The following is a 26,568-nucleotide window of genomic DNA, read 5'->3' as shown; positions in this document are numbered from 1 at the left end:
AACGAGCACCCCATCAGCTGTACGGGAAGGTGTGTCACATGTTTGGAAGGAGACCGCCCGACCACAGCAGCAGGAAGACAACGCTCTTTCGAGCGTTACTCCTTGTGCAAAAGCTTGCCGATCTTGAGCGCCAGCTGGATTTGAAGCATCTCTTCCGAGTTTTTCAAATCCATGTTCAAAATCTCCTTGATCTTCTCGATCCGGTAAATAAACGTATTGCGGTGAATGAACATCGCTTTGGCCGCTTCACTGACGTTTTGATTGTACAGAAAGTAATTGTCCAAGGTCACCATGAGGCTCGTACCGAACTCTTGATCATGCTCGTACAGCTTCCCCAGACGCTTCAAAAAGAAGTCTTCCAGTTCAATGTCCTTAATGTTGGAGCCCAGGAAATGATAGACGGAGTAATCATCGAAATGAGAGACGTCGCCCTTGCTGTTGAACTTTTGCATTAGGCGGATGGCTTCATGTGCTTCGGTAAAGCTCTTATGGAGAGAAGCGATGTTTTTATACTGACGTCCGACCCCAATAAAGAACAAGGTTTTCTTGATTTTATCCACGAGAGCGCTGTACAGCTCATTCGCGAATTGCTTGGCTTCACTTGCAGACACCACGGGTTTTTGCTCATTTTGTCCGATGAGGATAATGATTCGATTGTTCCGATAAAAGCAGGTGATTTCTCCAGGAGCTTTACTCGAATTGTCATAGACGAGGTCAACACACTTTTTGGCGATCCGATCCAGCTCGTATTTGCGATCGATGATATCCTCCAAATTTTCCAGCTCAATCGGCTCGATATTCATGACCATACAAAAATACATGTAGCTCGATTGCAGTCCGTGCAAATCACACAAGGTTTGCAGCGAGTCAGAGGACGTAATTTTACCTGTGAGCAAGTCATCGAAAAAGTCTTGCCTGATCTTCAGCTTCACTTCCTCGATTTCCCTCGCCTTGATCCGCTCCAGCGCCACGATCGTGGATGCCTGCTCCAACACGATGTAGTCAAATTCGGTAAGCTCCCAAACGGTTTGCCAGACGACGATGTATCCGTAGATGTGATTGGCTACAGCAACGGGTAGAATCCTGCATTTAATCTCATAATCCTTCGCATGGTAGATACGCTTGATCGACTTTTTGATCTGGCTAATATTTCGCGGCACGGACTCCGTGAAGTCACGGGTAAAAACAGGCCTGTTTTTGCTTAAGGTCAGGCAGGAGTCAAGCGGAATCGGATTGTGCCAGATTTCCGTGTAATGAAGCAGATGCCAGTCCTGGTCCAGTATAAGGATCGGGTTGTTGATCGTCTCAGACAGCTCGGAGGCGATGCGATCCAGTCCGCCGCCTTCCAGCGCAATGCGAAACAGGGCGTTATGCATGTCCAATGTTTTGCGATTCAACAAATCGTAGCGCCCGGAGGCTTTCTCGTTAATAATCGCAATCACTTTCGACAGCGTGTATTCAAAAGGTAGGGCCAAGAGCGGCAGTCCATACTTGTTGGCATGATCAATCATGTTTTGCGGGATTTGATCGAAATAGCGATGCATCTTAATGCAGAGCCCGGAGCAGTTGATCTCCGCCAATTCCTTGATAATTGTATTTTGCAGCTCGGGATTGTCCTTGAAAATATATCCAGTGGAGAGCAGTAATTCATTAGAAGACAGCCAGTCAAAAGCATCCGGGTTCTCCATGATATTGACGATGGAGATGACGTTGTTAATGCCTTGCTCTCCCGCGATGATTTTGATGCCGTCTATGGATTGAATGGTAAGCAAATCTTTGATGGTCAGCACCTTGTTCACTCCTTTGCCACAAAGGGATTCCTGTAATTGTGCAATGTGCACAAGTGAACCTCGATTTTTTTAGTTTCCATACACAATGACGATTCCATCCACCCTGTCTAAAATAATGATGTAAGTACGTGGTGCTTGTCTAATTGTTTTTTGAAAAGCAAGCACCGAGCCAATCTTGGCGGGTTGTTCAATCACGAGATCATGGAGGGCTTACTATGACAGACAAAAGCGTAGTACAAGCATTTCTCGAGGCAGCGGCTGAGGGGAATATCGAAGCACTGAAAAAGCATCTGGAGCAGGGCGTAGATATTAACGCAAGAAACAGACAAAAGCGTACAGCGATTCTGACTGCTGCGATGAACGACAAATTGGAAGCGGTATCGTTTTTGGTAGAAGCAGGTGCAGATGTAGATTTGCAGGATGAGACATGCTTCAACCCGTTCTTGTTCGGTTGCATCAACGGCAAGCTGGAGCTCGTCAAAATGATGATCAAGGCAGGAACAAACCTGGAGCTGTTGACTCGTTTTGGTGGCGTAGGGATTACCCCAGCGTCCGAAAAAGGTCATGTGGACATCGTACGTGAGCTCGTAACGACGACTGACATCAATGTAAACCATACGAACTTTGTGGGCTGGACACCACTTATCGAAGCGATCATCTTAGGTGATGGCGGTGAAAAGCAACAAACGATCATCAGGCTGTTGATTGAGCATGGCTGCAATGTGCACATGGTAGATAAATACGGCGTAACACCGCTTGAGCTTGCGAGAAGAAAAGGCTACACCGAGATCGAAAACATCTTGCTGGAAGCAGGAGCAAAGTAAAGCGTCCCATGTACATCCAGGCGTTGTCTGGCGATGCTGGTTTCCTTGAGCGTTTGACACGAGCAAACTTTAGCGGGACCGTACACAGTACTTTTGAGCGCACGATCAATCTGAAATGCAGCGAAAACGGGGAATTGTACACCATTGGCAACCATCAGCTAGACAATGCACCGAACACGCTCATCATTGATGTAAAAGGCTTTTCAGAGCTGGGGCTACCCGTTAATACTCCGGTCATTACGGAAGATGGCACGCTCGTTATCGGATCGGATTTGCGAATATGGATTCAGCAAGCAGCAAAGTGGGAAGGGGTCCTTCCTTCCTATCCTTGTGATATAGAAGCCGTAGAAGTATTGCGCCGAAATGTGGCGTTCACGAAAAACTACGTAGACGAATACGGCAAGACGGGGGGCATGAAGATGTCCTCCCAACCTGCCAGTCCGTTTGAGAAAGAGATGTCCCGTATGCTGATCCAGCGTGCAGATATGCTTTCCGACGATCTGGCGAACAAACGCATAGAGTCAGCTACTCAGCATGCGATAAGTCTTATCGGACTGGGGCCGGGGTTAACACCATCGGGTGACGATTTTTTAGTGGGATTGTGCAGTGTATACAAAATGCAAAACATTTCCTCTTGTTTGTCATGCCCATTTTTCGATGAAATCGTCCGTTCGTCCCAAGTATTAACGAACGAAATCAGTGCGATCACGCTGAAAAAAGCAGCCCATGGACAAGTAAGAGAGTCGCTAAATGACCTGCTTTCATGCATGATATCCGGCTCCTTGGAAGAGCTTGTCCCTGCTTTAGACAAAATCATCAGGATCGGCTCGTCGTCGGGTACGGATATCCTGCTTGGCATCCTATGTGGTTTGGAACGAAATCTAGAAGCTGGAGGTAATGTATGTCTACCAAAGTCGTAATCAAGCAAAGCACGTATTTTGACTCGGTGTCCCTGATGTCTCTCTCTACAAAAGCGAATCAAATTGAAGGTGTCGAACAAGCGGTTATCGCGATGGGAACCGACATGAATAAAGAGGTGTTGAAAAACGTCGGTTTGCTCACACCTGAGCTGGAAGCAGCAAAAACGAGCGACTTGATGATCGTCGTGAAGGCAGCGACAGACGAGCTGTGCGAAAGTGCTCTCATCGCCATCGAAGAGCTGTTCAAGAAAAAAGGCGGCAGCAAATCTGCAACAGAGATCAAATACTCCACGATTGATTCTGCGGCAGCCAGCATTCCAGAGGCAAACCTCGCTGTTATCTCGGTAAACGGTGCATTCGCAGCGAGAGAAGCGAGAAAAGCATTGGAAAACGATCTGCATGTCATGTTGTTCAGCGATAACGTGAGCATCGAGGAAGAAATCGCCCTCAAGCAATTCGCGCATGAAAAAGGTCTCTTGATGATGGGGCCTGACTGCGGTACAGCGATTATCGGCAATGTGGCGCTGTGCTTCGGAAACGCGGTGAGAAAAGGCAACATCGGGATCGTAGGTGCATCTGGTACAGGCAGCCAAGAGGTGAGCGTGCGTATTCACGACTTCGGCGGCGGTATCACGCAGCTGATCGGTACAGGCGGTCGCGACCTATCCGAGCAAGTCGGCGGCATCATGATGCTCGATGGAATCAAAGCACTGGAAGAGGATGAGGCGACAAAGGTCATCGTGCTCATTTCCAAGCCACCAGCAGCAAGTGTACAGGAAAAAGTGTTGGCGCAAGTGAAAAGCTGCAAAAAACCTGTGGTTGTGTACTTCATTGGTGGAGAAGAAACGCCAGTTTTGGAAGCAGGCGGACATTTTGCAAAGACGAGCAAGGAAGCAGCAATCAAAGCAGTTGTGCTGGCTGGTGCCAACGAGGACGAGCTTAACAAGCGTGCGCTCAACTGGCCGCTGATTGAAGAAGTGCGGGCAAAGCTGACACCGGAACAAAAATACGTTCGCGGGCTGTTCTGCGGCGGTACGCTGTGCGACGAAGCCATGTACCTCGCTATGGACAAGTATGAAGATGTATACAGCAACATCCAAAAGAAAGCAGACTACAAGCTGAAAAATATCCATGAGAGCAAGGCTCACACTTTCCTCGACATGGGCGATGACGACTTTACAAATGGCAAGCCGCACCCAATGATCGATCCTTCCACGCGCATCGCAAGATTTTTGGAAGAAGCAAAAGATCCTTCCGTCGGCGTCATTCTGATGGACTTCATCTTAGGCTTCGGCTCCCATGAAGATCCTGTCGGCGTGATGCTGCCAGCGATCCTGGAAGCAAAAGCGAATGCTGCCAAGGAGGGCAGACACCTGGAAATCCTGGGCTACGTGCTGGGTACAGACCTCGATACACCGAACTTTGATGAGCAAGTGAAGAAGCTGATGGATGCGGGCGTAACGATTGCAAGCAGCAGCACGAACGCAGGTCTTCTGGCTAGAGAATTTGTTGCGAAAGGGGAATAATCATGAGCAAAATCAACGAGCTGTTTAACGGGAAAATTCATGCAATCAACGTAGGGATTGAGTTTTTCAAAGACGATATCATCAAGCAAAATGCGAATGCGTCTCACCTGGATTGGAAGCCACCAGGCGGTGGAAAGCCTGAGCTGATCAACGCTCTCGATAGACTGGAAAATGCAGCTGTCGCCGAGAAAATCGCTGCGGCAAACAAGCTGGCGGTAGAGCGTATCATCAACTCCCAGCCGATGCTTGTTGGCTTCGACCAAGCGATCAATGTGGTACCAGGTATGACGAAAACCACAATTCTCCACGCAGGTCCGCCGATCACTTGGGACAAAATGTGCGGCTCAATGAAAGGTGCTGTAACCGGAGCAATCGTATTCGAGGGCTTGGCAAAAGACATCGAGGAAGCTGAACAGGTAGCTGCTTCCGGCGCAATCACGTTCTCTCCATGCCACGAGCACAACTGCGTAGGCTCCATGGCAGGTGTGACATCCGCTTCAATGTTCATGCATGTGGTGAAAAACAAAACGTATGGCAACGTCGCTTACACCAACCTTAGTGAGCAAATGGCTAAAATTTTGCGCATGGGTGCCAACGATGAAAGTGTTATCGCCCGCCTGAACTGGATGCGCGATGTATTGGGACCAATGCTGCGTGATGCAATGAAAATCGCTGGCGAAATCGATCTTCGTCTTATGCTGGCGCAAGCGCTGCACATGGGTGACGAATGCCACAACCGCAACAACGCAGGTACGAGCCTGTTGATTCAAGCGCTGACTCCGTACATTTTGGAGACAGATTTCACAAAAGAACAGAAGCGCGAAGTATTCGACTTCGTCGCAAGCAGCGATTACTTCTCTGGCCCGACATGGATGGCTCTGTGCAAATGCGCACTTGACGCAGCGCACGGTATTGAGAACAGCACGATTGTCACCACGATGGCCCGTAATGGCGTTGAGTTCGGTATCCGTGTAAGCGGTATGGCTGGCAACACCTGGTTTATAGGGCCAGCACAAAAGGTAATCGGTCCGATGTTTGCAGGCTACAAGCCAGAGGATTCCGGCTTGGATATCGGGGACAGTGCGATCACCGAAACATACGGGATTGGTGGCTTCGCGATGGCGGCAGCTCCAGCGATTGTTGCACTCGTAGGCGGAACGGTTGAAGAAGCGATCGGCTTCTCTACCACGATGAAAGAAATCACGACAGCAGAAAATCCAAACGTCACAATTCCACTCCTAGACTTCCAAGGTGTCGCAACAGGAATCGATATTCGTCAGGTGATCCAAACTGGCATCCTGCCGATTATCAACACGGCCATCGCGCATAAAGACGCAGGTATCGGCATGATCGGTGCGGGTATTACATATCCGCCAATGGAAGCTTTTGAAAAGGCATTGCTCGCAGTGACGGAAACGATTAGCCAATAGCTTTTCATCCTAGGTGACTCAGCTTTCGCAGCAAAAGAAGGTTGCGAAAGCTGGGTTGAAAGAGGAAGGTGAATGAACATGGGACAGGCAAACGTAAAGGAATCATATGAAGAATTCAAGTCCTATGGATACGCGGACGATATTTTGCCAAAGACTTCCGAAAATCGAGATTGGGGCACCTTTAACTACGTAACCGTATGGATGGGCGCTGTGCATAATCTCATGTCGTACATGACGGTAGCCGGATTCTTTGTCCTCGGATTATCCGTTCCGCAAGTCTTGTGGGCAGTCATGATTGCTGCCTTGATCGTTTCGGCGGGCTATGTGTTGAATGGCTATGCGGGAACAAAGTACGGGATTGGCTATTCGATGCTGCTGCGCAGCTCCTTTGGTGTAAAAGGCTCGATCATTCCTGCTATATGTCGCGGGCTTATCGCTGGGGTCGTGTTTTTTGGGACAAAAACAATTATTGGCGCACAATCCTTTAATGTCATTTTTGAGAAAATATTCCCTGGCTATAAGAGTATGGTTCCAGGCTTTGATTTTCTCGGATTAGATTTCCCGACCATGCTTTCTTATGTGATCCTCTGGGTCATTACAGTTGGATTGTTTTTAGGTGGAATGAAAATTCTCAGTCTGTTTAGTAAATGGTCTTCACCGATCATCTATATTTTCATCGTAGGTGCAGCGATTTGGGCGATCAGCGTTGCTGGCGGATTTGGTCCAATCTTTGCTTATGCTCCTGCCAAACCGATGGAGAATTGGCTTGTATTTATCGCATGTGTAAGTGCATTGGTATCGAACTGGGGTGGCCCGATTGTAAATATCGCAGACCTTACGCAAAGGGCAAAACACCCGAAAGCTCCGATGATTGGTCTGCCGCTTGGAATGATTGCATCCTACATCTTGTTTGGAATTACGTGTGTAGGATTGTTGGTTGGGACGCAAATCGCGTTTGGCATCAAGGACTTTAATGTAGTCGTTGCCATTGATCAAATTGGGAATCCTGTTGCCGTCATTATCTTGTTGCTGGCACTGAATATAGGTTCGACGAGCTATGTTGTGTTTGGAAATTTGCTTCCATCTGGACTGCAAATGACAGCGCTTCTTCCGAAAATGTTTACAGTGAAATCAGCAGCTATTTTGACAGCTGTATTGGGGACTGTCATTTTACCTTGGAAGCTGGTTAATGGTACGGCGGCGCTGTATATGTTCTATAGCTTTATCGGCTCCATGTACGGTCCGATTACGGGGATCATGCTAGTCAGTTTCTTCATTGAAAGAAAAAGAAGGCTAGATTTATCTGCAATCTACGTAAAACCGGGTGAAAACGGAGAATACAAAAACGGCTTTAATATGGTGGCATGCGGCGTATTGATCGTCAGCTTCTTGATTACGCTATCCGGCTCTTTCTTGCCAAATGTGCCACTATTGGCAAACATCAGCAAGTCAGCATTCCTTAGCGGGTTGATCATATCCGGCGTTTTATATGCGCTGTGCTATAAATGGAACAAACCAAGTACGATCACGCAGAGTGAAACAGCTGCAAAAGCATCTTAACAAAGGGAGAAGTGCCCAGTGGAAAAACTCGTTATTGTTGCTATCGGCGGCAACTCATTAGTTAAGGATAATGGTCGCAACACGATTCAAGACCAATATGAAGCCGTATGTGAAACCGCAGTAAATATAGCAGATATGGTGCAGGAAGGGTACAACGTTGTCGTTACTCACGGCAACGGACCGCAGGTTGGATTTGCTTTGCAACGATGCGAAATCGCCAATGAAGTGTCCGGGATGCCTACGATCCCGCTGGTCAATTGCGTGGCGGATACGCAGGGCGGAATCGGCTACCAAATCCAGCAGGCACTCACCAACGAATTTGCCAAAAGAGGAATCAACAAAAAGGTTGCTAGCGTAATCACACAGGTAGAAGTTAGCAAGGATGATCCGAACTTCCAAAATCCAACGAAGCCAGTCGGCTCCTTCTTCACGCTGGAGCAAGCGGAAGAGATGCGCAAAGAGCATCCAGACTGGGTATTTATCGAGGATTCCGGTCGCGGTTACAGAAGAGTGGTTCCATCCCCTAAGCCAATCGACATCGTGGAAAAAGACGCAATCAAATCGTTGATCGAAGCGGGATATGTGGTAGTCGCTGTTGGCGGCGGTGGTATTCCGGTGGTGAAATCGGGCGAAAATACGTACGATGGGATTGATGCTGTCATCGACAAAGATTTTGCCACCAGCTTACTGGCAGAACAAATCGAGGCACAGACCTTGATCATTACGACAGGTGTTCCGCAGGTATGCATTAACTTCGGCAAGCCGAATCAAAAGGCGCTGGAGCGCATCACGGTAGAGGAAACGAAGCAATACGTTCGTGAAGAGCATTTCGCAAAAGGCAGCATGCTGCCAAAGATTGAGGCCAGCCTGAGCTTTTTGGAGAAAAACGGGTCAAGCGTGATCATTACGAACCCAGAGAGCTTAAAGGATGCGATTACGAACAAAGCAGGGACACACATCGTAAAATAAAGGCCTCTTAAGGGAGTATGCAAGTCTATGGATTACATGAAGCTGGCAGTGGAAAAAACGCTGGAAGGTATGAACAACAAGCTTGGCGGACCTTTTGGAGCGGCTGTCGTGAAAGGGAACGAAATCATCGCTGTATGCAGCAATCGCATGATGGCAGATATGGACCCGTCCCAGCACGCAGAGATGGTAGCCATTCGTGAAGCGTGCAAGGCGCTCGGTACGATGGACCTGGCAGGCTGCGAAATTTACGCGACATGCGAGCCTTGCCCGATGTGTGTAGGTGCCATCATTTGGTCCGGGATCAAGGTTGTTCATTACTGCTCGACTGCGGAGGATGCGCATGAGAACGGCTTTTCGGACAAGCATCTACGCGACTATTTTTCCGGTAAGGATCAGAGTGTTTTGAACATGATCAAGGTGGAGAAGCGTGAGGACTGTGATCAGTTGTTTGCGCACTTTCATCGGCTGAACAAAGACTAGATAGCAGACAAGAAATACGGATGTTCGGAGCATGAAAAAAGGGCCTTATAAGGGCCCTTTTTCAGCGTATAGGAATTTATAAGTTTGGTGTGTGCGAAAGCCCGTATCCTTTCGATAGGCGGTTATTCGTTCTGAGATAACGGTTGTGACATCTTGAAAGAACAATCACAATGATCATTCTACCGTTTTATAAGGTACCGATGAACCAACAAAGCTGGTGAGAAGAAAAAGCACAGAGCTCGTAGACCTTGACAACGCCTACCCAGTCGGAACTTCCAAAAGGGGACCAGCTTGTCGAACACTTCTTCCTTGAGAAACTTCCGCCCGTAGGGTGGCTTTGGCTCGACGGTCCCCTTTTGGAAGTGGAGACGGACATTCAATCCCCCAGCTGGCGTGTCAGAGTCGAAGAGAACTGTGCTTTTTCTTCTCCTCCGCTATGTTGACTCAAACCAAATTTTTTTGTGAGATATGTTTTCTTATCATGTGACAATCATTTCCAAATATCGTCTTATTGTGTGAGCTTCAACGTCAAGAAAAGATGGAGGATACACGTATGACCTCGACCTCTCAAAGGCGTTATCCTGTACTGGCAAGTAGCGCACTCCTAACAGCCACACTGCTCCTGTCACCAGCCTCGGGTACAGTCATGGCAAATCAGACAGGGAACCAACAAGCAGAAGCTCCCCTTCAGGAAAATCAGTTAAGCGAAAAGGCAAAACGAACGGAGCAAAAGCTGCAAATGCTCTTCCCAGCGCTCGATGACACATCAAGATATATTACCTTGGAAACGAAAGACCAGCCTGTGTACGAGATCCGTTATGAAAAAAATAATGAATTCTTTGCCAGAGCCTATATCCATGCAGAAACCGGGAAACTGCTCACCTATTTATTGGATGACAAGGATCTTGAAATTGCTGATGACAAGCTGGCCTATAAGAGCGCCGATACCTTCATGGAGGGGTGGATCGGTGAAATGCGCAGCCTGTACAAGGTAACGCGAGCTCCTGTAGGCGATGTCATCTATAGCCGCCATGTAAATGGCATCGAGGTAGTTGGCGATGAGTTTCGGTTGTCAGTAAACAGTGCGGGACAGGTAACCCACGTTTCGGAAGGAGAAAACACGCTGACAAACATCAATCCAGCTGACTTCCGCCCCCCAGCCCAGGCGATGAAGAAAGATCAGCTCAGCCGCTGTATCCCACCCCTACTGCAACTCATGTACAAGACTGGTGAAAATCAGACCGATCTCGTCTACTCCGCTGTATTCTCCGGTTATGTGGACGCAGTAACAGGAGCTGAGCTGATCACTAATCGGCAATACAGAACCTGGAGGTGGAAACCAACCTCCCTCACGCCTGGTGGAAAGGTAGTAAAGGTGAAGAATGAGCAGGAGGCAAAGCGGATTTACGAAAGCGAGTTTGGTATCAGCCTGAAGGGTAGTATCTTCAATAGCAATGGCGGCAATAGCGAGATGGAAAGGGTCTATTTTTCGCCTGATTTTAGTGAGTATTTGTATACGAAGGATGACGTTGTGATCGGATTTAAAAGCTATTCGAACACCCAAACCGAAAAAGGAAAGACAATATTATCGGAAAAGCAGCTTCTTGCGAAAGCTGTTCAGTTCCTGCAGCCATATCTCAAACAGGAAGAAAAGGAGTTCTACTACAGGGTGACTCCTGATTGGAAGAATCCTGATAGGGGGAATCCACATCAGTATGTAGTAGAGCTTGTGCCATCAGTTGAGGGACTTCCGCTGGAATATGGACGAAGCATTGGTATTGGTGTGAATGGAGTCACAGGGAAAATCACCGAGTACTATCAACAACTCGACCAAAAGCCTGCCAAGCTCCCGGATAAGAGGAAGGCTGTCTCCATAGATGCAGCAGCCAAGGCCTTGCTGGCGAAACCCACCGAACTGTTATACATCTACCCATTTATTAATGGAAAGAGGTTGGCAAAACCGGTCCTTGCCTATTCAATTGATCTTAACGATATCGATATCAATGCCCTGACAGGTAAGTTCAAAGAGTAGGTAGTAAATGGTCAGTTAGATTATTGTTTCGTCATGTAGAGGATGTTGTCATGCAGAAACTGGTATGTTAAAATCGTGCTGACAATTAACGATAGGAGATGAAGAGGATAATGTAATCATTCTTGCCACTTTTTTAAAGAATAAAGCAAAATTTGTCTTATTCTTTATTGGCAAGATCGTTACCTTATTCTTTTCACTCAGAAAATATATCCTTTTTATACCCTGCAATGGGTTGGATGTGCCGTATTTTTTGAGCTACAAGAAAGGTAACTTTCTTGTAGCTCTTTTTTATTCTGACAAGAGATAAACCATTTCAGGAGGATGAAAGCGATGGAGATTGAGGTTGTAGATGATTATGTGAATCGGTTCCTATTGTGTGAAGCGGTTCACAAAAAAACAAATCGGTTGCCGGAGATTTACCTATTTATCGACAGATGCACGTAGATGAATGTGTCATAGTGCCAATTGACGGTTGCTTTATATGGTTTCTCCGGCGATAAGGAGAAGACATGAAACTAACCTCGAAATATGAAACGATTCGGCGAATCTTGTCCGAATGCAAGCAGCCTGAGTATCGGTATGCTCAGATTATGGACGCCATTTTCAAGCAAAACATCGGCGAATACGAACGGATGACCATCCTACCCAAATTTTTGCGCGACGAGTTGAATCGGATACTTGGACCGAACGTTTGCAGTATCGCTCCGGTAAAGGAGCTCACGTCGAAACAGGTTAGCAAGGTGCTGTTTGCGATTCCGGGCGACGAACAGGTCGAGGCCGTACGACTTACTTATGAACGGGGGTGGAAATCGTATTGTATTTCCACACAGTGCGGCTGCGGATTCAGGTGCAAGTTTTGTGCTACCGGTACCATTGGTCTGAAACGAAATCTGACCGCCGACGAAATTACCGACCAATTGCTGTACTTTCGTTTGAACGGCCACTCTTTGGACAGCATCTCATTCATGGGCATGGGAGAGGCGCTCGCCAACCCGCATATTTTTGAGGCCATGACGATATTGACCGACCCGTATCTCTTCGGTTTAGGACATCGACGAATTACGATTTCCACGATCGGCCTGTTGCCGGGGATTGACAAGCTGACTCGGGAGTTCCCCCAGGTCAATCTAACCTTCTCGCTGCATTCACCGTTCGACGATCAGCGAAGCGAGCTGATGCCGATCAACGACCGATTTCCAGTCCGTGACGTACTGATAGCATTGGATCGTCACATCAGGGAAACAGGGAGAAAGGTATATATTGCGTATATTCTTCTTCGTGGAGTAAACGACTCGACAGCGCATGCGGAAGCAGTTGCCGAGTTGCTAAGGGGAAGGGGAGCTTGGGAACATCTCTACCACGTTAACCTGATTCCATTCAATTCGACCGAAGTTACGCCAGACAGCTATCGGCAATCCGATCCTTCGCGGATTAAAGCGTTTGTTCGGATCTTGAAGTCAAGGGGGATAAGCGTCACGGTCCGAACTCAATTCGGATCGGACATAAACGCGGCATGCGGCCAGTTATACCGCTCTGAATAATCGATGGGGGTCTTCCTATGAAAAAGACTTATGAAAACAGCTCTTTTTCATAAAGGTGATTGGGCTATTTATGTGTCGCTCTAGATGGGGGATGGTGGTATATTGGATCATAATGGAAACGCTAACAACAAAGGAGAGTAGAGAACAATGAAAACAATCGGATTAATTGGCGGCATGAGCTGGGAGTCCTCCTTGGTCTACTACCGTTTGATCAATGAAACCGTGAAGGAGCGACTGGGCGGTTTGCATTCAGCAAAAAGCATCCTGTATTCCGTTGATTTTGCCGAGATCGAAGAAATGCAACGAGAAGGACGATGGGAAGAAGCTGGCGAGCGGATGGCGCTTGCGGCGAAAAGTCTCGAAGCGGCAGGAGCCGACCTGATTGTTCTCTGCACAAATACGATGCACAAGCTGGCGTATGCCATCGAGGAAGCGACCAGCTTGCCTTTTCTTCATATCGCGGATGCGACAGCGCAAGCGATCACGAACCACGGACATAAACGAGTGGCACTGCTTGCGACGCGATTTACGATGGAGCAGGATTTCTATACAGGGCGTCTGCGTGATGTTCATGGATTAGAGGTACTGCTACCGGATGAACAAGAGCGAACGCTCGTCCATGAGATTATTTACAATGAGCTGTGTGTCGGGATCATTCGCGAAGAATCCAAGCGTAATTACCAGGCGATCATTGAGCGATTGGTCAAGGAAGGCGCTGAGGCAGTCATCCTCGGTTGCACGGAAATCGGTCTATTGATCACAGCCCAAGATTGCACGGTCCCGGTCTTTGATACGACTGCGATTCATGCAGAGGCAGCTGTGGAGGCTGCTTTGCGGTAGAGCAAAGGCAAAAAATAAAAGACTGAGTTCATTCCATTTGCTACTAGAATGGATGACTCAGTCTTTTTTTTTGTGCAATCGTACATGTTTTTATTTGTCCTTGATTAAATCCGAAATCAAGATACCGTTTATTTTCAATCCAGTAATGTCGCAATCCGTTATTTCTACATTAGATAAATCACAATTTCTGAATTGCCCATTTGAAAGATTACAGCTATGAAAACTTACGGGTTTGTATTGCCCATCGTGATTATAATTTCCGTCTCCCTCCATAGGAAGAACCACATTGTGAAATTCTGTTCCAAACAAATGGACGTGGTCAATAACAGCGTGGCTGAAATTCGCATGCTGAATGCCTGCACCTGACAAGTTTGCGTTGGAGACTTTGAGTCCACTCATATTCACATCATTCAAAGTCATTTGACTTATATTTACGTTATTCATTGTGGTCTTCGCCAAGCTGACATTATCCATGTCAAGTTCCTCAGCATTAACCTCCTGCCATTTAGACCTTGATATATCCGCCATTTGCAAGTCTAACGGTTCCGCCTTCAAGTTCATACTCATATCTCCCTTTGCATGATAATAATGAGGCATTTGTAACTTCGACATACACCTTGTTTTTCCTGTATTACCCAGTTGCGTTTTCTGCTCTCCCAAGAAATCTTCTGAAACCAAAAAAACACAACCAAAAACACATAAAAACAATCAATTTACGTTGCGTTCATATCTGCTTAATATTTTCCCCGTAAGATTGGTGTCGTAGGAACCAAGAAATGAACATTCCGCAAAGAGGAGAGGTTCTCATGAAGAAATGGCATTATCCTTTACTTGCTTCCGTTCTATCAATCGCGTTTTTAGCAGGATGTGGACAAGCACCAGGGTCACAACCAAACACACAAACTTCCACAAAGGAAAGTACAAACGCCTCAGGTGAGATTACAGTGTATACGGCGCTGGAGGATGACCAGATCAAAACGTATTTGGAATCCTTCAAAGCGAAATATCCAGATGTAAAGGTCAATATCGTCCGCGATTCTACAGGGATCATCACAGCAAAGCTGCTGGCGGAAAAAGATAATCCACAAGCAGACGTCGTATGGGGAACAGCAGCGACAAGCCTGCTTGTACTCGAACAGCAAGGCATGCTCGAAAGCTATTCGCCGAAAGGGATCGAGAAGGTATCCCCGGAGTTTAAGGATTCCAAGGAACCTGCAAGCTGGGTAGGAATCGATGCATGGGAGACTGCGATCGCGGTCAATACCAAGGAATTGGAAAAACGCAATTTGCCTATCCCGCGTTCTTACGAAGACCTGATCAAGCCGGAGTACAAAGGGCTGATCGTGATGCCGAATCCAGCATCTTCTGGAACTGGGCTTCTCACCGTCAACGGAATCATGCAATTAAAAGGGGAGAAAGAAGGCTGGGCGTACCTCGACAAGCTGCATGAAAACATGGCGATCTACACGCATTCCGGCTCGAAGCCAGCGAAAATGGCCGCATCGGGAGAGTATCCAATCGGTATTTCCTTTGGCTACCGTTCGATTACGGAGAAGAAAAAAGGCGCACCAGTGGAAGTCGTCTTTCCAACAGAAGGCTCAGGCTGGGACGTAGAGGCGAATGCCTTGATGAAAAAGAGTCAAATCAAGCCAGAATCCAAGCTGTTCTTGGACTGGGCAATCTCGGATGAAGTCATGAAAGCTTATAACCAGAACTTCGCCATCGTCAGTGTCAAGCAAGAAGGCGCGACACTCCCGGAAGGCTACGCAGTAGATCCGATCAAGCAATTAATCAAGCTCGACCTGAATCAAGCCGCACAAAATCGCGACAACGTCTTGGCGGAGTGGGAAAAACGATACGCGACCAAGAGTGAACCCAAGTAAGCAGCGAGGAGAACAGCATGACACAATTCTATCTATCCATTCAAGGGGTCAGTAAACGCTTTGGTTTGTTTGCCGCATTGGAGCACATTTCCATCGAAATTGACAAGAATGAATTTGTTTGTCTGCTCGGTCCCAGTGGCTGCGGTAAAACAACATTACTGAGAATGCTGGCTGGATTGGAACAGCCGACAACAGGCAAGATGATTCTGGGAGGCAGGGAGATTACTTCTCTGCCTCCTGCAAAACGAAACATTGCGATGATGTTCCAGTCGTACGCCTTGTTTCCCAATTTGACGGCTGCCGAAAACATTGCCTTTGGCCTGCAAGAAAAGAAGCTAGGGAAAAAAGAGATCGCAGCCAAAGTAGAAGAGGCGCTAGACATGGTTGATTTGTCTCATGCCGCCGCCAAATATCCCAGCCAGCTCTCAGGCGGTCAACAGCAGCGAATTGCCTTGGCGCGAGCAATTGCACTATCGCCGGATATCTTGCTTTTAGATGAACCACTATCCGCATTGGATGCAAAGGTAAGACAAAAGCTGCGCCGGGAGATTCGGCGTTTGCATGAGCAGTACGGCATGACAACAGTGATGGTCACCCATGACCAGGATGAGGCATTGACCATGGCAGACAAGATCGTCGTCATGGATCACGGAGAGGTCGTTCAGGTAGGTACACCCGAGGAGATCTATAACAGACCAGCGACTCCGTTTGTTGCTGATTTTATCGGAGCGATCAACTTTTTTGAGTACAGTCGCTTTGAAAATGCGCAATCTGATCCGAATCGCTTACTTGCGATCAGACCGGAGCATGTGCGGCTTTTGCAGCAAGAATCCGAATGCACCATGCCTGCGACTATTTCCGAAATAGAATTTCGCGGTGCTTTTTACCGAATCTTTCTGGAGTGGCAAGAGGAAGGTCAGATAAAAAAAGAGCATCTGACAATCGATTTAATAGCGGCCGAGGCACAAAGACTTGGAATTGCCCGAGGCAAAAAGATGTGGCTGGAGTTTCCGCTAGAGAATTTGCTGACATTTGAGCATGCGCCAACCATAGAGGAACAGGAGTGAGCAGCATGAAGGAAATGACATCGATCTTCGATGGAAAAGCCCTGCAAAAGTGGCTCATCGGCCTTGTCGTTCTTGGATTGTCAGCGAGTGTCCTGTTGCCACTTGGCCAGCTGTTTTCCAAAGCATTCTATAACAAGAACGGTCAGTTCATCGGCCTGGACAATTTCGTTACGTATTTTTCCACCCCAGCACTGGCAGGGTCGCTGAATAACACCTTGTATATTTCTGGGATGACCACGCTGATTGCAGTCACACTCGCTTTTTTGTTCGCGTATGCCTTGACGCGCAGCGGGATTCGCGGAAAACGAGTCTTTCGGGCGATCGCGCTGCTGCCACTGTTTGCGCCCACGATGATGCACGGAATCGCCCTGACCTACCTTTTTGGGAATCAAGGGCTGGTGACGACAGGGATCTTTGGATTACTCCCGTTTCAATGGGACATCGATCTGTACGGCCCAGTGGGAGTTATCTTAGCGGAGATCGTCTATGTTTTCCCACAAGCGTATTTGATTCTCGCAGTTTCCCTAGCTTTTGCCGACTATCAATTGTACGAAGCGGCGGATACGCTCGGAGCGAACCATTTGCGCAAGTTTTTTGTAGTGACGATTCCCAGCGTGAAATACGGTATCGTCAGCGCCTGCTTTGTTTGTTTTACTCTCTCGTTTACTGACTTCGGAGCACCAAAGGTTGTCGGCGGACAGTTTTCCGTACTGGCAACAGACGTCTACAAGCAGGTCATCGGTCAGCAAAATATGACGATGGGCGCAACGGTTGGGCTGCTATTGATCATTCCTGCTCTCGTAGCGTTTGTCGTGGACCGGATTGTTGAGCGAAAGCAGCATGCGGCTGTAACAGCCAAGTCCAAACCGTATCGAATCAAGGAAAATCGTTTGCGCGACACGTTTTACTTTATTCTTTGTTTGAGCGTCAGCGGATTTTTGCTGCTTCTCATGGCTGCGGTGGTACTAGCTTCTTTCATTAAAGTATGGCCGTACAATCTGACTTTCGGCTTGGATCATTATGACTTTTCCAACGTAGCTGGAGAAGGGATCGAGCCACTGTGGAACAGCATTCTCGTCGCCTTGCTGACGGCAGTGATCGGGACGGCGGTGACGTTTATTACGGCCTACACCATAGAAAAGTCCCAAGTGTGGAAGGGGCTTCGCCAAGCTGGATACTTCCTGTCGATTCTCCCGCTGGCATTGCCGGGGATGGTCATTGGGCTAGCGTACATTTTCTTCTTCAATAATCCGGCGAATCCATTTCACGGTATGTACGGAACGATCTGGATTTTGATTTTGGCGAACGTTATTCATTTTTTCGCAGTTGGTTTTATTACAGCAACGAGCGCATTGAAAAAGCTCGATCCCGAATTCGAGCAGGCGGCAGAATCCATGGGGATCCCGCAGACAAAGCTATTGTGGCGCGTCACGATTCCCGTCTGTATGCCGGCAATTGTCGAGATGGCGGTGTACTTTTTCATCAACTCGATGGTGACGATCTCGGCGGTTGTTTTTCTGTACGCAGCAGATTTCAAATTGGCATCTGTCTCCATCGTGAACATGGATGACGCAGGGGATGTGGCTCCGGCAGCAGCGATGTCGGTATTGATTGTCTTCCTCAACATCCTCGCACGTGCTGGTGCAGAATGGATCGCATCCAAACTTCGCAAGCGGACAACAGGGTCCTACCAAGAGAAAGGTCAGGTGGCATAAAGCATGAAAGCAGTAGTATTTGATTGGGCAGGAACGATGGTAGATTACGGATGTTTCGCTCCTTTAGCTGTCTTTTTACAGGTGTTCAAAAAACGGGGGATCGAGCTGACAGCAGCAGAAGCGCGCGAACCGATGGGGATGCTCAAGCGCGATCATATCCAGGCGCTTTGCAAAATGGAGCGGGTAGCAGCGTTATGGCAAGAGCGTTACGGTCGACTTCCGAATGAAGCGGATGTGGACGAATTGTACGCTGACTTCGAACCGATGCTGATGGCTACGCTGCACGAATATGCCACTCCTGTTCCGGGAGCAATTGAATTGGTAGGACGTCTGCGTGAGCAGGGCTTCAAAATCGGCTCGACCACAGGCTACACAAGAGAAATGATGAATGTGGTAGCAGCATCGGCTAAACAACAGGGCTACGAGCCGGACGTACTGATCACCCCAAGTGAAGTGCCTGCAGGACGTCCATATCCATGGATGTGCTATCAAAATGCGATCCTTCTGGACGTATATCCAATGAACGAGATAGTCAAGGTCGGTGATACGACGAGCGATATGAAAGAAGGCAGAAACGCCGGAATGTGGACCGTTGGCGTTCTGAAGGGTGGAAGCGAGCTCGGTCTGTCCTTGGAGGAAGTGACGAGCATGCCACAGGAAGAGCTGGATAAAAAACTGGCTATCGCAACAGAACGACTGATGGCAGCGGGTGCGCACTACGTGATCGAGGAGATCGGATGCTTGGATGAGGTGCTGAAAAAGATCGAGATGCGTCATGCAGAAGGAGAGAGACCATGAATCAGACAAGACCAACCGATAATCCGTACTTGTTGCTCACCCCCGGGCCATTGACCACTTCCCCAACCGTACGCGAGGCGATGCTGCGGGACTGGTGCACGTGGGATCGTGATTACAATGAACTGGTACAGGCAATCCGCCAAAAGCTCGTCCGATTGGCAACTTCGCAGGTAGAGGATTATACGAGCGTTTTGATACAAGGTAGCGGGTCCTTTTGTGTGGAAGCGGTGGTGAGCAGTGCGATTCCCGCAGACGGCAAGCTGCTCGTCCTGACGAATGGTGCATACGGGGATCGGATCGTGGAAATGGCACAAATTCATGGAATCCCGACGGAGGTCATTGATTTTGGCGAAGTGACAAAAGCCGATGCAGAGGCATTGGAGCAGAAACTAGCGGCGGATGCAACGATCACGCATGTGGCTGTCGTGCATTCAGAAACGACAACAGGCATGCTCAATCCCATCAAAGAAATCGGTGAAGTCGCTAAGAAGTACGGAAAAGTCTATATCGTAGATGCGATGAGCAGCTTCGGTGGCATTCCAATGGATGCAGCAGAGCTCTCCATCGACTTCCTGATCTCAAGCGCGAACAAATGCATCCAAGGCGTGCCTGGCTTCGGCTTTGTCATTGCCAAAACGTCTGCGCTCATCAAATGCAAAGGGATCGCTCGTACATTGTCCCTCGATTTGTACAGCCAGTGGAAGACGATGGAGGAGCAAAACGGAAAGTGGCGCTATACTTCTCCGACTCATGTCGTGCGAGCCTTTTACCAGGCACTGATAGAGCTTGAGGCAGAGGGCGGAGTGGAAAAACGGTACGAGCGTTACCAGCGAAATCAGCAGCTACTCGCAGAAGGCATGGAGCGCATCGGTTTTCGCATCCTGTTGCCAAAAGAATCGCAATCGCCCTTCATCACTTCCTTTTATTATCCCGAAAGTGAGGCATTCACCTTCGCACAGCTGTATGAGCGGCTAAAGCAGGCAGGCTTCGTCATCTATCCGGGCAAAATCTCGCAAGCGGACACGTTTCGGATTGGTAATATCGGAGAGGTTTATCCAGAGGATATCGAGAGATTAATCACCGCAATGGAAAACAATCGTTTCTGGTTGGAGTAAATAACAGGAGGCTATCGTGATGAAGGTGTTTTGCTTGGGTGGAGCGGGAAATATTTGTCGAGAAGCCGTGCTCGATCTCGTGATGCATTCAGATTTTGAGCAGATCACGATCGGCGATTTTCATGAAGAGGAAGGTCGCAAAGTAGTCGAGTGGCTGAACGACCCACGCGTAGATTTTGTTCCGGTAAATGTACGCGATCATGCGGATACGGTCCAAAAAATGCGAGGTTACGACATCGTTATGGACGGAACCACGATCACACTGAACGGTCTGTCTACTGCTGCGATTGCGGAAGCTGGCTGCCATGGCATCAATTTGAACGGTTTTGGGGAAGAAAACGCATCAGACGCGATCTTCCGCGATCATGGGAAGACCTGCCTGCCAGGCTTTGGCATGACACCTGGACTGACCCAAATGATGGCGATGCATGCAGCAAACCAGCTCGATGAGGTCGACGAAGTCCGCGTCAGCCACGGTTCCTTTCGCCCGATTGCCTTTTCCAAATCGATCACAGAGACGACGACCTATGAGTATGATCCAGACTTGCCAGGGCGCGTCGTCTATGAAAATGGGGAATTTATTCAAGTCCCGCCATTTGCCCGCCCACGCGAAATAAAGCTTCCCGAGCCATATGGAAAAACAATTCAGTACATCATTCCTCATGCAGAAACGAAGACGCTGGCACAGGCTTTGTCTCCAAAAGGGGTAAAGCTGATCGAGGTGCGCGGAACATGGCCGAAGCAAAACATGGAGCTGGTCAAAGCCCTCTATGATTATGGCTTTTTACGCAACGACCCCATCACAGTAGGGGAAACAAAGGTGGGAATCCTTGATTGTATCTCCCAATACCTCTACAATTCTAGAGAGGGAAAAGAAACGGAATTATACGGGTATTCGCTTCATGTCGAGGTAACAGGTACCAAGGACGGTCGCAAAGTTGGACATGTCCTGTACCATACACATCCGGCATCTGACGGCTCTGTAGCTGACTGGGCTGGGCTGCGCGCCTATACCCGCAACGTAGGAATCCCACTAGCGATTGCGACTGAGCAGATCGCAAAAGGAAACGTAAAAGCTACTGGTGTCATCACACCAGAAGAAGCATTTGATCCGGCTGTGATTTTTCACGAGCTGGCAAAACGTCAGATTTACATCCATGGAGAGAAAATCGAAATGACGTAAAGTACGATATAGGGGGACATTCGTCGTGTCGTTGTTCGGGGAAGAGCGTAAGCAAATCATTTTGCAGTTGATCAATTCCAATGGCAAGGTGCGGACCAATGAACTGGTAAAAAAGCTGCAAGTCTCGTCTGAGTCGATCCGCAGGTATTTGGAAGAGCTGGAAGCGGAGAAAAAGCTGAAGCGGGTTTATGGCGGGGCAGTAAAGCTGACAGTGGAGCGCTTTGAGCCTTCTCATATTGCTCGTGAAGTCTTGCGAGCGGAAGAAAAGAAACGGATTGGACGGTTGGCAGCAGACTTGGTGCAAGACAGCGATACCATTGTCATCGATGAAGGAACAACGACTCTGAAAATGATCAACTTTCTCGTGACGAAAAAAGATTTGACGATCCTCACTAGCTCGATCACGGCGCTGAATCGATTAATCGAGTACCAAAACAATGGAATGCTTGCGGCAGACATTTACTTCCTGGGTGGAAAAGTGAGTGCCAAGCATCATCGGGTAAGCGGGACCTATGCAGAGAAGATGATGAAACAATTTTATGTAGACAAGGCGTTTATCGCGGCAGACGGCATCTTGCTCCATAAAGGCTTGACCTGCTATGAGCCGGATCGAACGGAACTCGCCCGTTGTTTCATCGAAAATGCTAATGAAAGCATTGTGCTAGCGGACCACTCCAAGATCGGGGTCAGCACATTGTGCAAGATCGCAGACTTGGGAGAGGTCGATATCGTGATCAGCGATATGGCAGCACCAGCAGAATGGAATAAAGAACTCCAAGCAAAAAATGTAGCATGGATGGTAGCAGAGGAGTAGGAGCAAACAGGCCAGCGATTCCCGTAAGAGGGAGGAGCTGGTTTTTTTGTTTAGCAGAACGGCTAGTGTGGAGTTTAGACAAAAAATAATGGAGAAAATGCATTGTCATACAGAGAGGAAACACATATGATCAGGATGCGAAAAGGTGAGAATGAGAATCAATTGGATAATCATCAACAGTTGTGAGAGAGGGTAGAAAGATGGTCAGAATGGTTCGGAAAGCAGGATTGGCATGGATGGCATTATTATTGATCATGATGCTCGTGTTAACTGCGTGTGCAGAAAAAGCAGCGGAGCCAACATCCACTGAGCAGAAAGCATCGACAGAGAACACCGCTGCGAAAACCAAAGTGGTGAAGGACGCCTATGGTGATGTGGAAATTCCGGTAAAGCCAGAGCGGGTAGCGGCAATTTATCAGGAGGACTTTTTGACAGCACTGGGTGTGACCCCGGTTATCCAGTGGTATCACCCGGCGTGGGGCAAACAGGATTACCTCGGTCTGGACGTGCCGCTTTTTGATATTACAGGAAGTATGGAAGCGTTACTTGCAGCCAATCCGGATATCATTATTGTGGATGGCTACGCTGATCCCAAGAAATACGAGGAATTCAGCAAGGTAGCCCCTACGTACAAGCTGCCGGATGAGCTCCGTAACGATACGATTGGCAGACTCAAGAAAATCGCCGAGGTGTTAGGCGTTCCAGAAAAAGCAGACGAAGCGATCCAAAAGTACAATGAGAAAATTGCGGATACGAAGGCAAAGCTGGAAAAGGCAATTGGCAATGAAACAGTTGCTGTCATTCGTTTGAACGTGGGAAATAAGCCGAATTTAGCCCTCTTCGGAGATGGCAATGTTTACACAGGAATGCTCTATAAGGAGTTGGGCCTTACACCGTATGCGCCTGCCAAAAATCAGGAAACCCACGTGGTATTATCAGAAGAAGCCATCCCGGCTATCGATGCGGACCATATCATTGTGTTCCCGTCGAACGGTACGTGGACTTCCGAAGAAAACAAGGATGCGCTCAAGATTTTGGAGAGCCCCATCTGGAAATCTGTTCCTGCTGTGAAAAAAGGTCATGTCTACCCAATGGAGCGGACACATTGGCAATCTGGTGCCATTCTGGCCAATATGAAGAAGGCAGACGATTTGGTCAAAGTGTTTGTAAAGTAATCGAGTTTAATAGAGAAAGCGCGTCATATCGGTTGATGCGCTTTCTTTTTTTATTGGTGGAGCTTGTCGTCGGGGTGTTAACTCATTATAATAAAAATGATAATCATTCTCACGATAAGGATGAGGGAGATGAATAACGAAGCATCCGGGGCCAAACTATCTCCACCATCATTCTTTGCTATGACGGCCATCCAAAAGGTCAATGTGGAAAGATGGCAGGACTATCTAGAGCCGGAAGACTACACGATGATTGTAGCAACAGATGGAGAAGGGCTCTTGGAAATCGAATCGTCGACATATCGGTTCACTCGGGAGCGGTGCTGGATTGCAGCACCGCGTCAGAACGTTCGGATCAGTTGCACGGGTCACGTTCTCGACTACTATTCTCTTACTTTTCGTGTCGTCCACACGGAAGCTCCGACAAAGGAACAAGCTTGCGAGGCATTTTTTTGTCTGGAGGAGTTGACCTGCACGCCTTTTTCACGTGTCGTTGAATTGATTGCGGAGATTTACAAGCATCGCGAAGCCACGGAGGCGCTGCAACGATTTTATAATCACGTGCGGTTTGAGGAATTGCTATGTGTTTTGGCCCAGCAAAATGTACCAGGCAAAACAAGGTTGGACCCGAGGAGAGCGGTTGAACGTTCGATTGCGTATGTAGAGAAACACTATCAAGAGCCGCTGACCGTAGACCAGCTAGCACACGAAGCGAATGTTCCACGTTGGCGATATACGCAGCTCTTCAAGGAAATGACGGGAGAAATACCACTCGATTACATGAATCAGCTGCGGATCAATCGGGCGAAGCAACTTCTGCTCATGACAGGTGATCGGATCAACGAGATTGCCCAAAACGTCGGATTCAACAGCGAGTATTATTTCAGTCGTCGTTTTAAACAGCGGGTAGGGCTCGCGCCAGGAAAATATCGCAACATTCATCGGGATGATTTACGAGTCGTCTCTCTTTATATGGAGGATTATTTGCTGGCTCTTGGCATTCGACCCGTTGTTCAATGGGCGCATACATATTGGGGACAGCAGGACTACCTGGGTCTGCATGATGTACCGACGTACGATGTGCTGACAGATGACGTGCAGCTCTTGTCCAGTCGTGCCCCAGATGTCATTATGCTACGGGAGTGTACAGGCTGGAAGGCGGATGTGTATGCCCAATGTGCCCGGATTGCCCTAACATGCGTGATTCGGCAGTTCGGACCGGAGTGGCGAAAAACATTGCGCACCCTCGGTGATCGGTTGGGCCGAAGTGAATTGGCGGAGCGGTCAATCGAGCAGTATGAACAAAAAGTAAGAGCTGCCAAAAATGTAATGGCACGCAGTCTCAAAGGGCAGAAGGTAGCCTTCTTGCGCATCTCGGCCGATCAAATCCTCGTGGAGAAAAGCTACACATCGCAGGTGTTGTTTCAAGATTTGGAAATGGAGCCGGCCCTGCTGGTAAAAAAACAATTCGCTAAGCAGGTGAGAGAAGGGGTATCGTGGGAAGAACTTTCTACGCTGGATGCCGATCATATTTTTTTCGCCTTTGACAGATGGCATCAGGGTAAACCAGGTGCCGAACAGCTACAGCTCAACCATCCCGTGTGGCAATCGCTTCCTGCTGTTCAAAGCAAGCGGGCGTACCAGGTGGATTTCATGACCTGGATGAATCACGGTGTAATCGCCAACGGAAAAAAGGTCGACGATGTCCGAAAAGTATTAGCGTAAATCTACAAAGAAAAGCACGCAATTGTCCATTGACACTGTTTTCATGCTTCGCCTAAAATCCATATATGATAATAAGAATCAATATCACCAACAACTCAGCTCCAAACTAACGAAAAAAGGTGGCACGTATGAGTCAACACGCACATTCCCTGAATGAGGGGAATAACGGAAAGCCGGTCGCGTTTCGCTCTCGCCCTTGGGCAGCGACGCTCATTTTGACTGGTGGGGTTTTCGCTTTAATACTGGGGATGTTTTTGTCTGTGTCATTCGGAGCAGCCGACATCCACTTTGCTGTCGTATGGGAAGCTATTTTTCAATTTAATCCTGCTATTACCCAACATCAAATTATTCAGGAGATTCGATTGCCACGCTTGCTCGGCGGTGCAATGGTTGGGGCTAGCCTCGCTGTTGCAGGTGCCATCATGCAAGGGATGACACGCAATCCGTTGGCAGATTCGGGATTGCTCGGTCTGAACGCAGGTGCCGGATTTGTTTTGGCACTTTGCTTCGCTTTTTTCCCGGGTCTGCCGTTCATGTATCTGATTCTCTACAGCTTTTTGGGTGCTGGCGTAGGGGCAGGTATGGTCTACGGGATCGGTTCCTTGGCAAAAGGCGGCTTGACTCCGGTGCGCCTCGTTTTGGCAGGTGCCGCATTGACCGCCCTATTGTCTGCGTTAAGCGAAGGGATTGCGCTTTACTTTAAAATCGGACAGGATTTGGCCTTCTGGTATGCAGGCGGTGTGGCGGGAACCAAATGGTTTCAGCTTGAAGTCATGTTTCCGTGGATTGTCGCAGCTCTTATTGGGGCGATGATGTTGTCGCGTTCCATCACGATGCTCAGTCTTGGAGAAGATGTGGCAAAAGGCTTGGGGCAGCGCACGGCACTAGTCAAACTGGCAGGCATGATCATCGTCCTGATTTTGGCAGGATCTGCGGTCGCCGTTGTTGGCGCTGTAGGCTTTGTTGGATTGATCGTTCCACATATGACCCGCTTTTTGGTTGGGGTCGATTACCGTTGGATCATTCCTTGCTCAGCCATTTTGGGCAGCTTGCTCGTCGTATTCGCCGATTTGGCCGCAAGAATGGTAAATCCCCCGTATGAGACACCGTTAGGGGCACTTATTGCCCTAATAGGTGTACCGTTCTTCCTTTACTTGGCGCGTAAAGAAAGAAGGGAGATGTAA

Annotated in this window: 22 protein-coding genes; 20 read left to right on the top strand and 2 right to left on the bottom strand. The window is 48.3% G+C overall.

Annotation, left to right across the window (positions count from 1 at the left end; translation table 11 throughout):
• Window positions 1-95: 95 nt before the first annotated feature.
• Entirely contained in the window at window positions 96-1,790 is a 1,695-nt protein-coding gene (locus BBR47_RS22615; protein ID WP_015892755.1) for a PucR family transcriptional regulator, read from the bottom strand.
• Between the two features lie 215 nt (window positions 1,791-2,005).
• Here BBR47_RS22615 and BBR47_RS22610 point away from each other — a divergent pair, with 215 nt between their 5' ends.
• The 10 genes from BBR47_RS22610 (at window position 2,006) to BBR47_RS22565 (ending at window position 13,912) form a co-directional block, all read left to right on the top strand.
• Entirely contained in the window at window positions 2,006-2,614 is a 609-nt protein-coding gene (locus tag BBR47_RS22610) for an ankyrin repeat domain-containing protein (RefSeq protein WP_015892753.1), read from the top strand.
• An 8-nt stretch (window positions 2,615-2,622) separates the two neighbouring features.
• Window positions 2,623-3,534: a DUF2877 domain-containing protein gene (locus BBR47_RS22605; RefSeq protein WP_015892752.1), complete on the top strand. Its 912-nt coding sequence runs from the start codon at window positions 2,623-2,625 to the stop codon at window positions 3,532-3,534.
• Window positions 3,516-5,060, top strand: coding sequence for an acyl-CoA synthetase FdrA (gene fdrA / locus BBR47_RS22600; protein ID WP_015892751.1), 1,545 nt, complete (start codon window positions 3,516-3,518; stop codon window positions 5,058-5,060). The genes BBR47_RS22605 and fdrA overlap by 19 nt, the downstream gene beginning before the upstream one ends.
• Before the next feature lie 2 nt (window positions 5,061-5,062).
• Window positions 5,063-6,490, top strand: a complete 1,428-nt coding sequence (locus BBR47_RS22595; RefSeq protein WP_015892750.1) for a DUF1116 domain-containing protein — start codon at window positions 5,063-5,065, stop codon at window positions 6,488-6,490.
• A gap of 78 nt (window positions 6,491-6,568) precedes the next feature.
• Window positions 6,569-8,050 carry an NCS1 family nucleobase:cation symporter-1 gene (locus BBR47_RS22590; protein ID WP_015892749.1) on the top strand — a complete coding sequence of 494 codons (1,482 nt, stop codon included), beginning with the start codon at window positions 6,569-6,571 and terminating at the stop codon, window positions 8,048-8,050.
• An 18-nt stretch (window positions 8,051-8,068) separates the two neighbouring features.
• Entirely contained in the window at window positions 8,069-9,019 is a 951-nt protein-coding gene (arcC, locus tag BBR47_RS22585; RefSeq protein WP_015892748.1) for a carbamate kinase, read from the top strand.
• A gap of 27 nt (window positions 9,020-9,046) precedes the next feature.
• Window positions 9,047-9,499: a nucleoside deaminase gene (locus BBR47_RS22580; RefSeq protein ID WP_015892747.1), complete on the top strand. Its 453-nt coding sequence runs from the start codon at window positions 9,047-9,049 to the stop codon at window positions 9,497-9,499.
• Between the two features lie 553 nt (window positions 9,500-10,052).
• Entirely contained in the window at window positions 10,053-11,531 is a 1,479-nt protein-coding gene (locus BBR47_RS22575; RefSeq protein WP_015892745.1) for a PepSY domain-containing protein, read from the top strand.
• A gap of 509 nt (window positions 11,532-12,040) precedes the next feature.
• On the top strand, window positions 12,041-13,072 hold the full coding sequence (locus BBR47_RS22570) for a 23S rRNA (adenine(2503)-C(8))-methyltransferase ClbC (RefSeq protein WP_015892743.1): 1,032 nt from the start codon (window positions 12,041-12,043) through the stop codon (window positions 13,070-13,072).
• Between the two features lie 147 nt (window positions 13,073-13,219).
• Window positions 13,220-13,912, top strand: coding sequence for an aspartate/glutamate racemase family protein (locus BBR47_RS22565; RefSeq protein ID WP_015892742.1), 693 nt, complete (start codon window positions 13,220-13,222; stop codon window positions 13,910-13,912).
• A gap of 90 nt (window positions 13,913-14,002) precedes the next feature.
• On the opposite strand, the gene BBR47_RS22560 is transcribed toward BBR47_RS22565, so the two are convergent.
• Complete coding sequence (locus BBR47_RS22560) at window positions 14,003-14,473, bottom strand: pentapeptide repeat-containing protein (RefSeq protein WP_015892741.1); 471 nt, start codon at window positions 14,471-14,473, stop codon at window positions 14,003-14,005.
• Between the two features lie 245 nt (window positions 14,474-14,718).
• On the opposite strand from BBR47_RS22560, the gene BBR47_RS22555 reads away from it, so the two are divergent.
• From BBR47_RS22555 to BBR47_RS22510, 10 genes are all read left to right on the top strand, one after another.
• The gene (locus BBR47_RS22555; protein WP_015892740.1) at window positions 14,719-15,795 is read left to right on the top strand and encodes a putative 2-aminoethylphosphonate ABC transporter substrate-binding protein; all 1,077 of its coding nucleotides are present in this window, start codon (window positions 14,719-14,721) and stop codon (window positions 15,793-15,795) included.
• 17 nt (window positions 15,796-15,812) lie between these two features.
• Window positions 15,813-16,862, top strand: a complete 1,050-nt coding sequence (locus tag BBR47_RS22550) for a putative 2-aminoethylphosphonate ABC transporter ATP-binding protein (protein ID WP_015892739.1) — start codon at window positions 15,813-15,815, stop codon at window positions 16,860-16,862.
• Between the two features lie 5 nt (window positions 16,863-16,867).
• Window positions 16,868-18,577, top strand: a complete 1,710-nt coding sequence (locus BBR47_RS22545) for a putative 2-aminoethylphosphonate ABC transporter permease subunit (protein WP_015892738.1) — start codon at window positions 16,868-16,870, stop codon at window positions 18,575-18,577.
• Between the two features lie 3 nt (window positions 18,578-18,580).
• Entirely contained in the window at window positions 18,581-19,375 is a 795-nt protein-coding gene (phnX, locus tag BBR47_RS22540) for a phosphonoacetaldehyde hydrolase (protein WP_015892737.1), read from the top strand.
• A complete protein-coding gene (phnW, locus tag BBR47_RS22535; RefSeq protein ID WP_015892736.1) occupies window positions 19,372-20,490 on the top strand; it encodes a 2-aminoethylphosphonate--pyruvate transaminase in 1,119 nt (372 codons plus the stop codon). The genes phnX and phnW overlap by 4 nt, the downstream gene beginning before the upstream one ends.
• Before the next feature lie 19 nt (window positions 20,491-20,509).
• Window positions 20,510-21,673 (top strand): saccharopine dehydrogenase family protein, encoded by a 1,164-nt coding sequence (locus BBR47_RS22530; protein ID WP_015892735.1) that lies wholly within the window; start codon window positions 20,510-20,512, stop codon window positions 21,671-21,673.
• Window positions 21,674-21,698: 25 nt separating this feature from the next.
• Entirely contained in the window at window positions 21,699-22,487 is a 789-nt protein-coding gene (locus BBR47_RS22525) for a DeoR/GlpR family DNA-binding transcription regulator (protein ID WP_015892734.1), read from the top strand.
• Window positions 22,488-22,687: 200 nt separating this feature from the next.
• A complete protein-coding gene (locus tag BBR47_RS22520; RefSeq protein ID WP_041749584.1) occupies window positions 22,688-23,662 on the top strand; it encodes an ABC transporter substrate-binding protein in 975 nt (324 codons plus the stop codon).
• Between the two features lie 129 nt (window positions 23,663-23,791).
• Window positions 23,792-25,384 carry an AraC family transcriptional regulator gene (locus BBR47_RS22515; RefSeq protein ID WP_015892732.1) on the top strand — a complete coding sequence of 531 codons (1,593 nt, stop codon included), beginning with the start codon at window positions 23,792-23,794 and terminating at the stop codon, window positions 25,382-25,384.
• Window positions 25,385-25,512: 128 nt separating this feature from the next.
• Complete coding sequence (locus BBR47_RS22510; RefSeq protein ID WP_015892731.1) at window positions 25,513-26,568, top strand: FecCD family ABC transporter permease; 1,056 nt, start codon at window positions 25,513-25,515, stop codon at window positions 26,566-26,568.

It is taken from the genome of Brevibacillus brevis NBRC 100599 (assembly GCF_000010165.1).
Lineage (GTDB): Bacteria > Bacillota > Bacilli > Brevibacillales > Brevibacillaceae > Brevibacillus > Brevibacillus brevis_D.
Note: the sequence above shows the minus strand (reverse complement) of the source record. Positions and strands in the feature narration are given on the sequence as shown.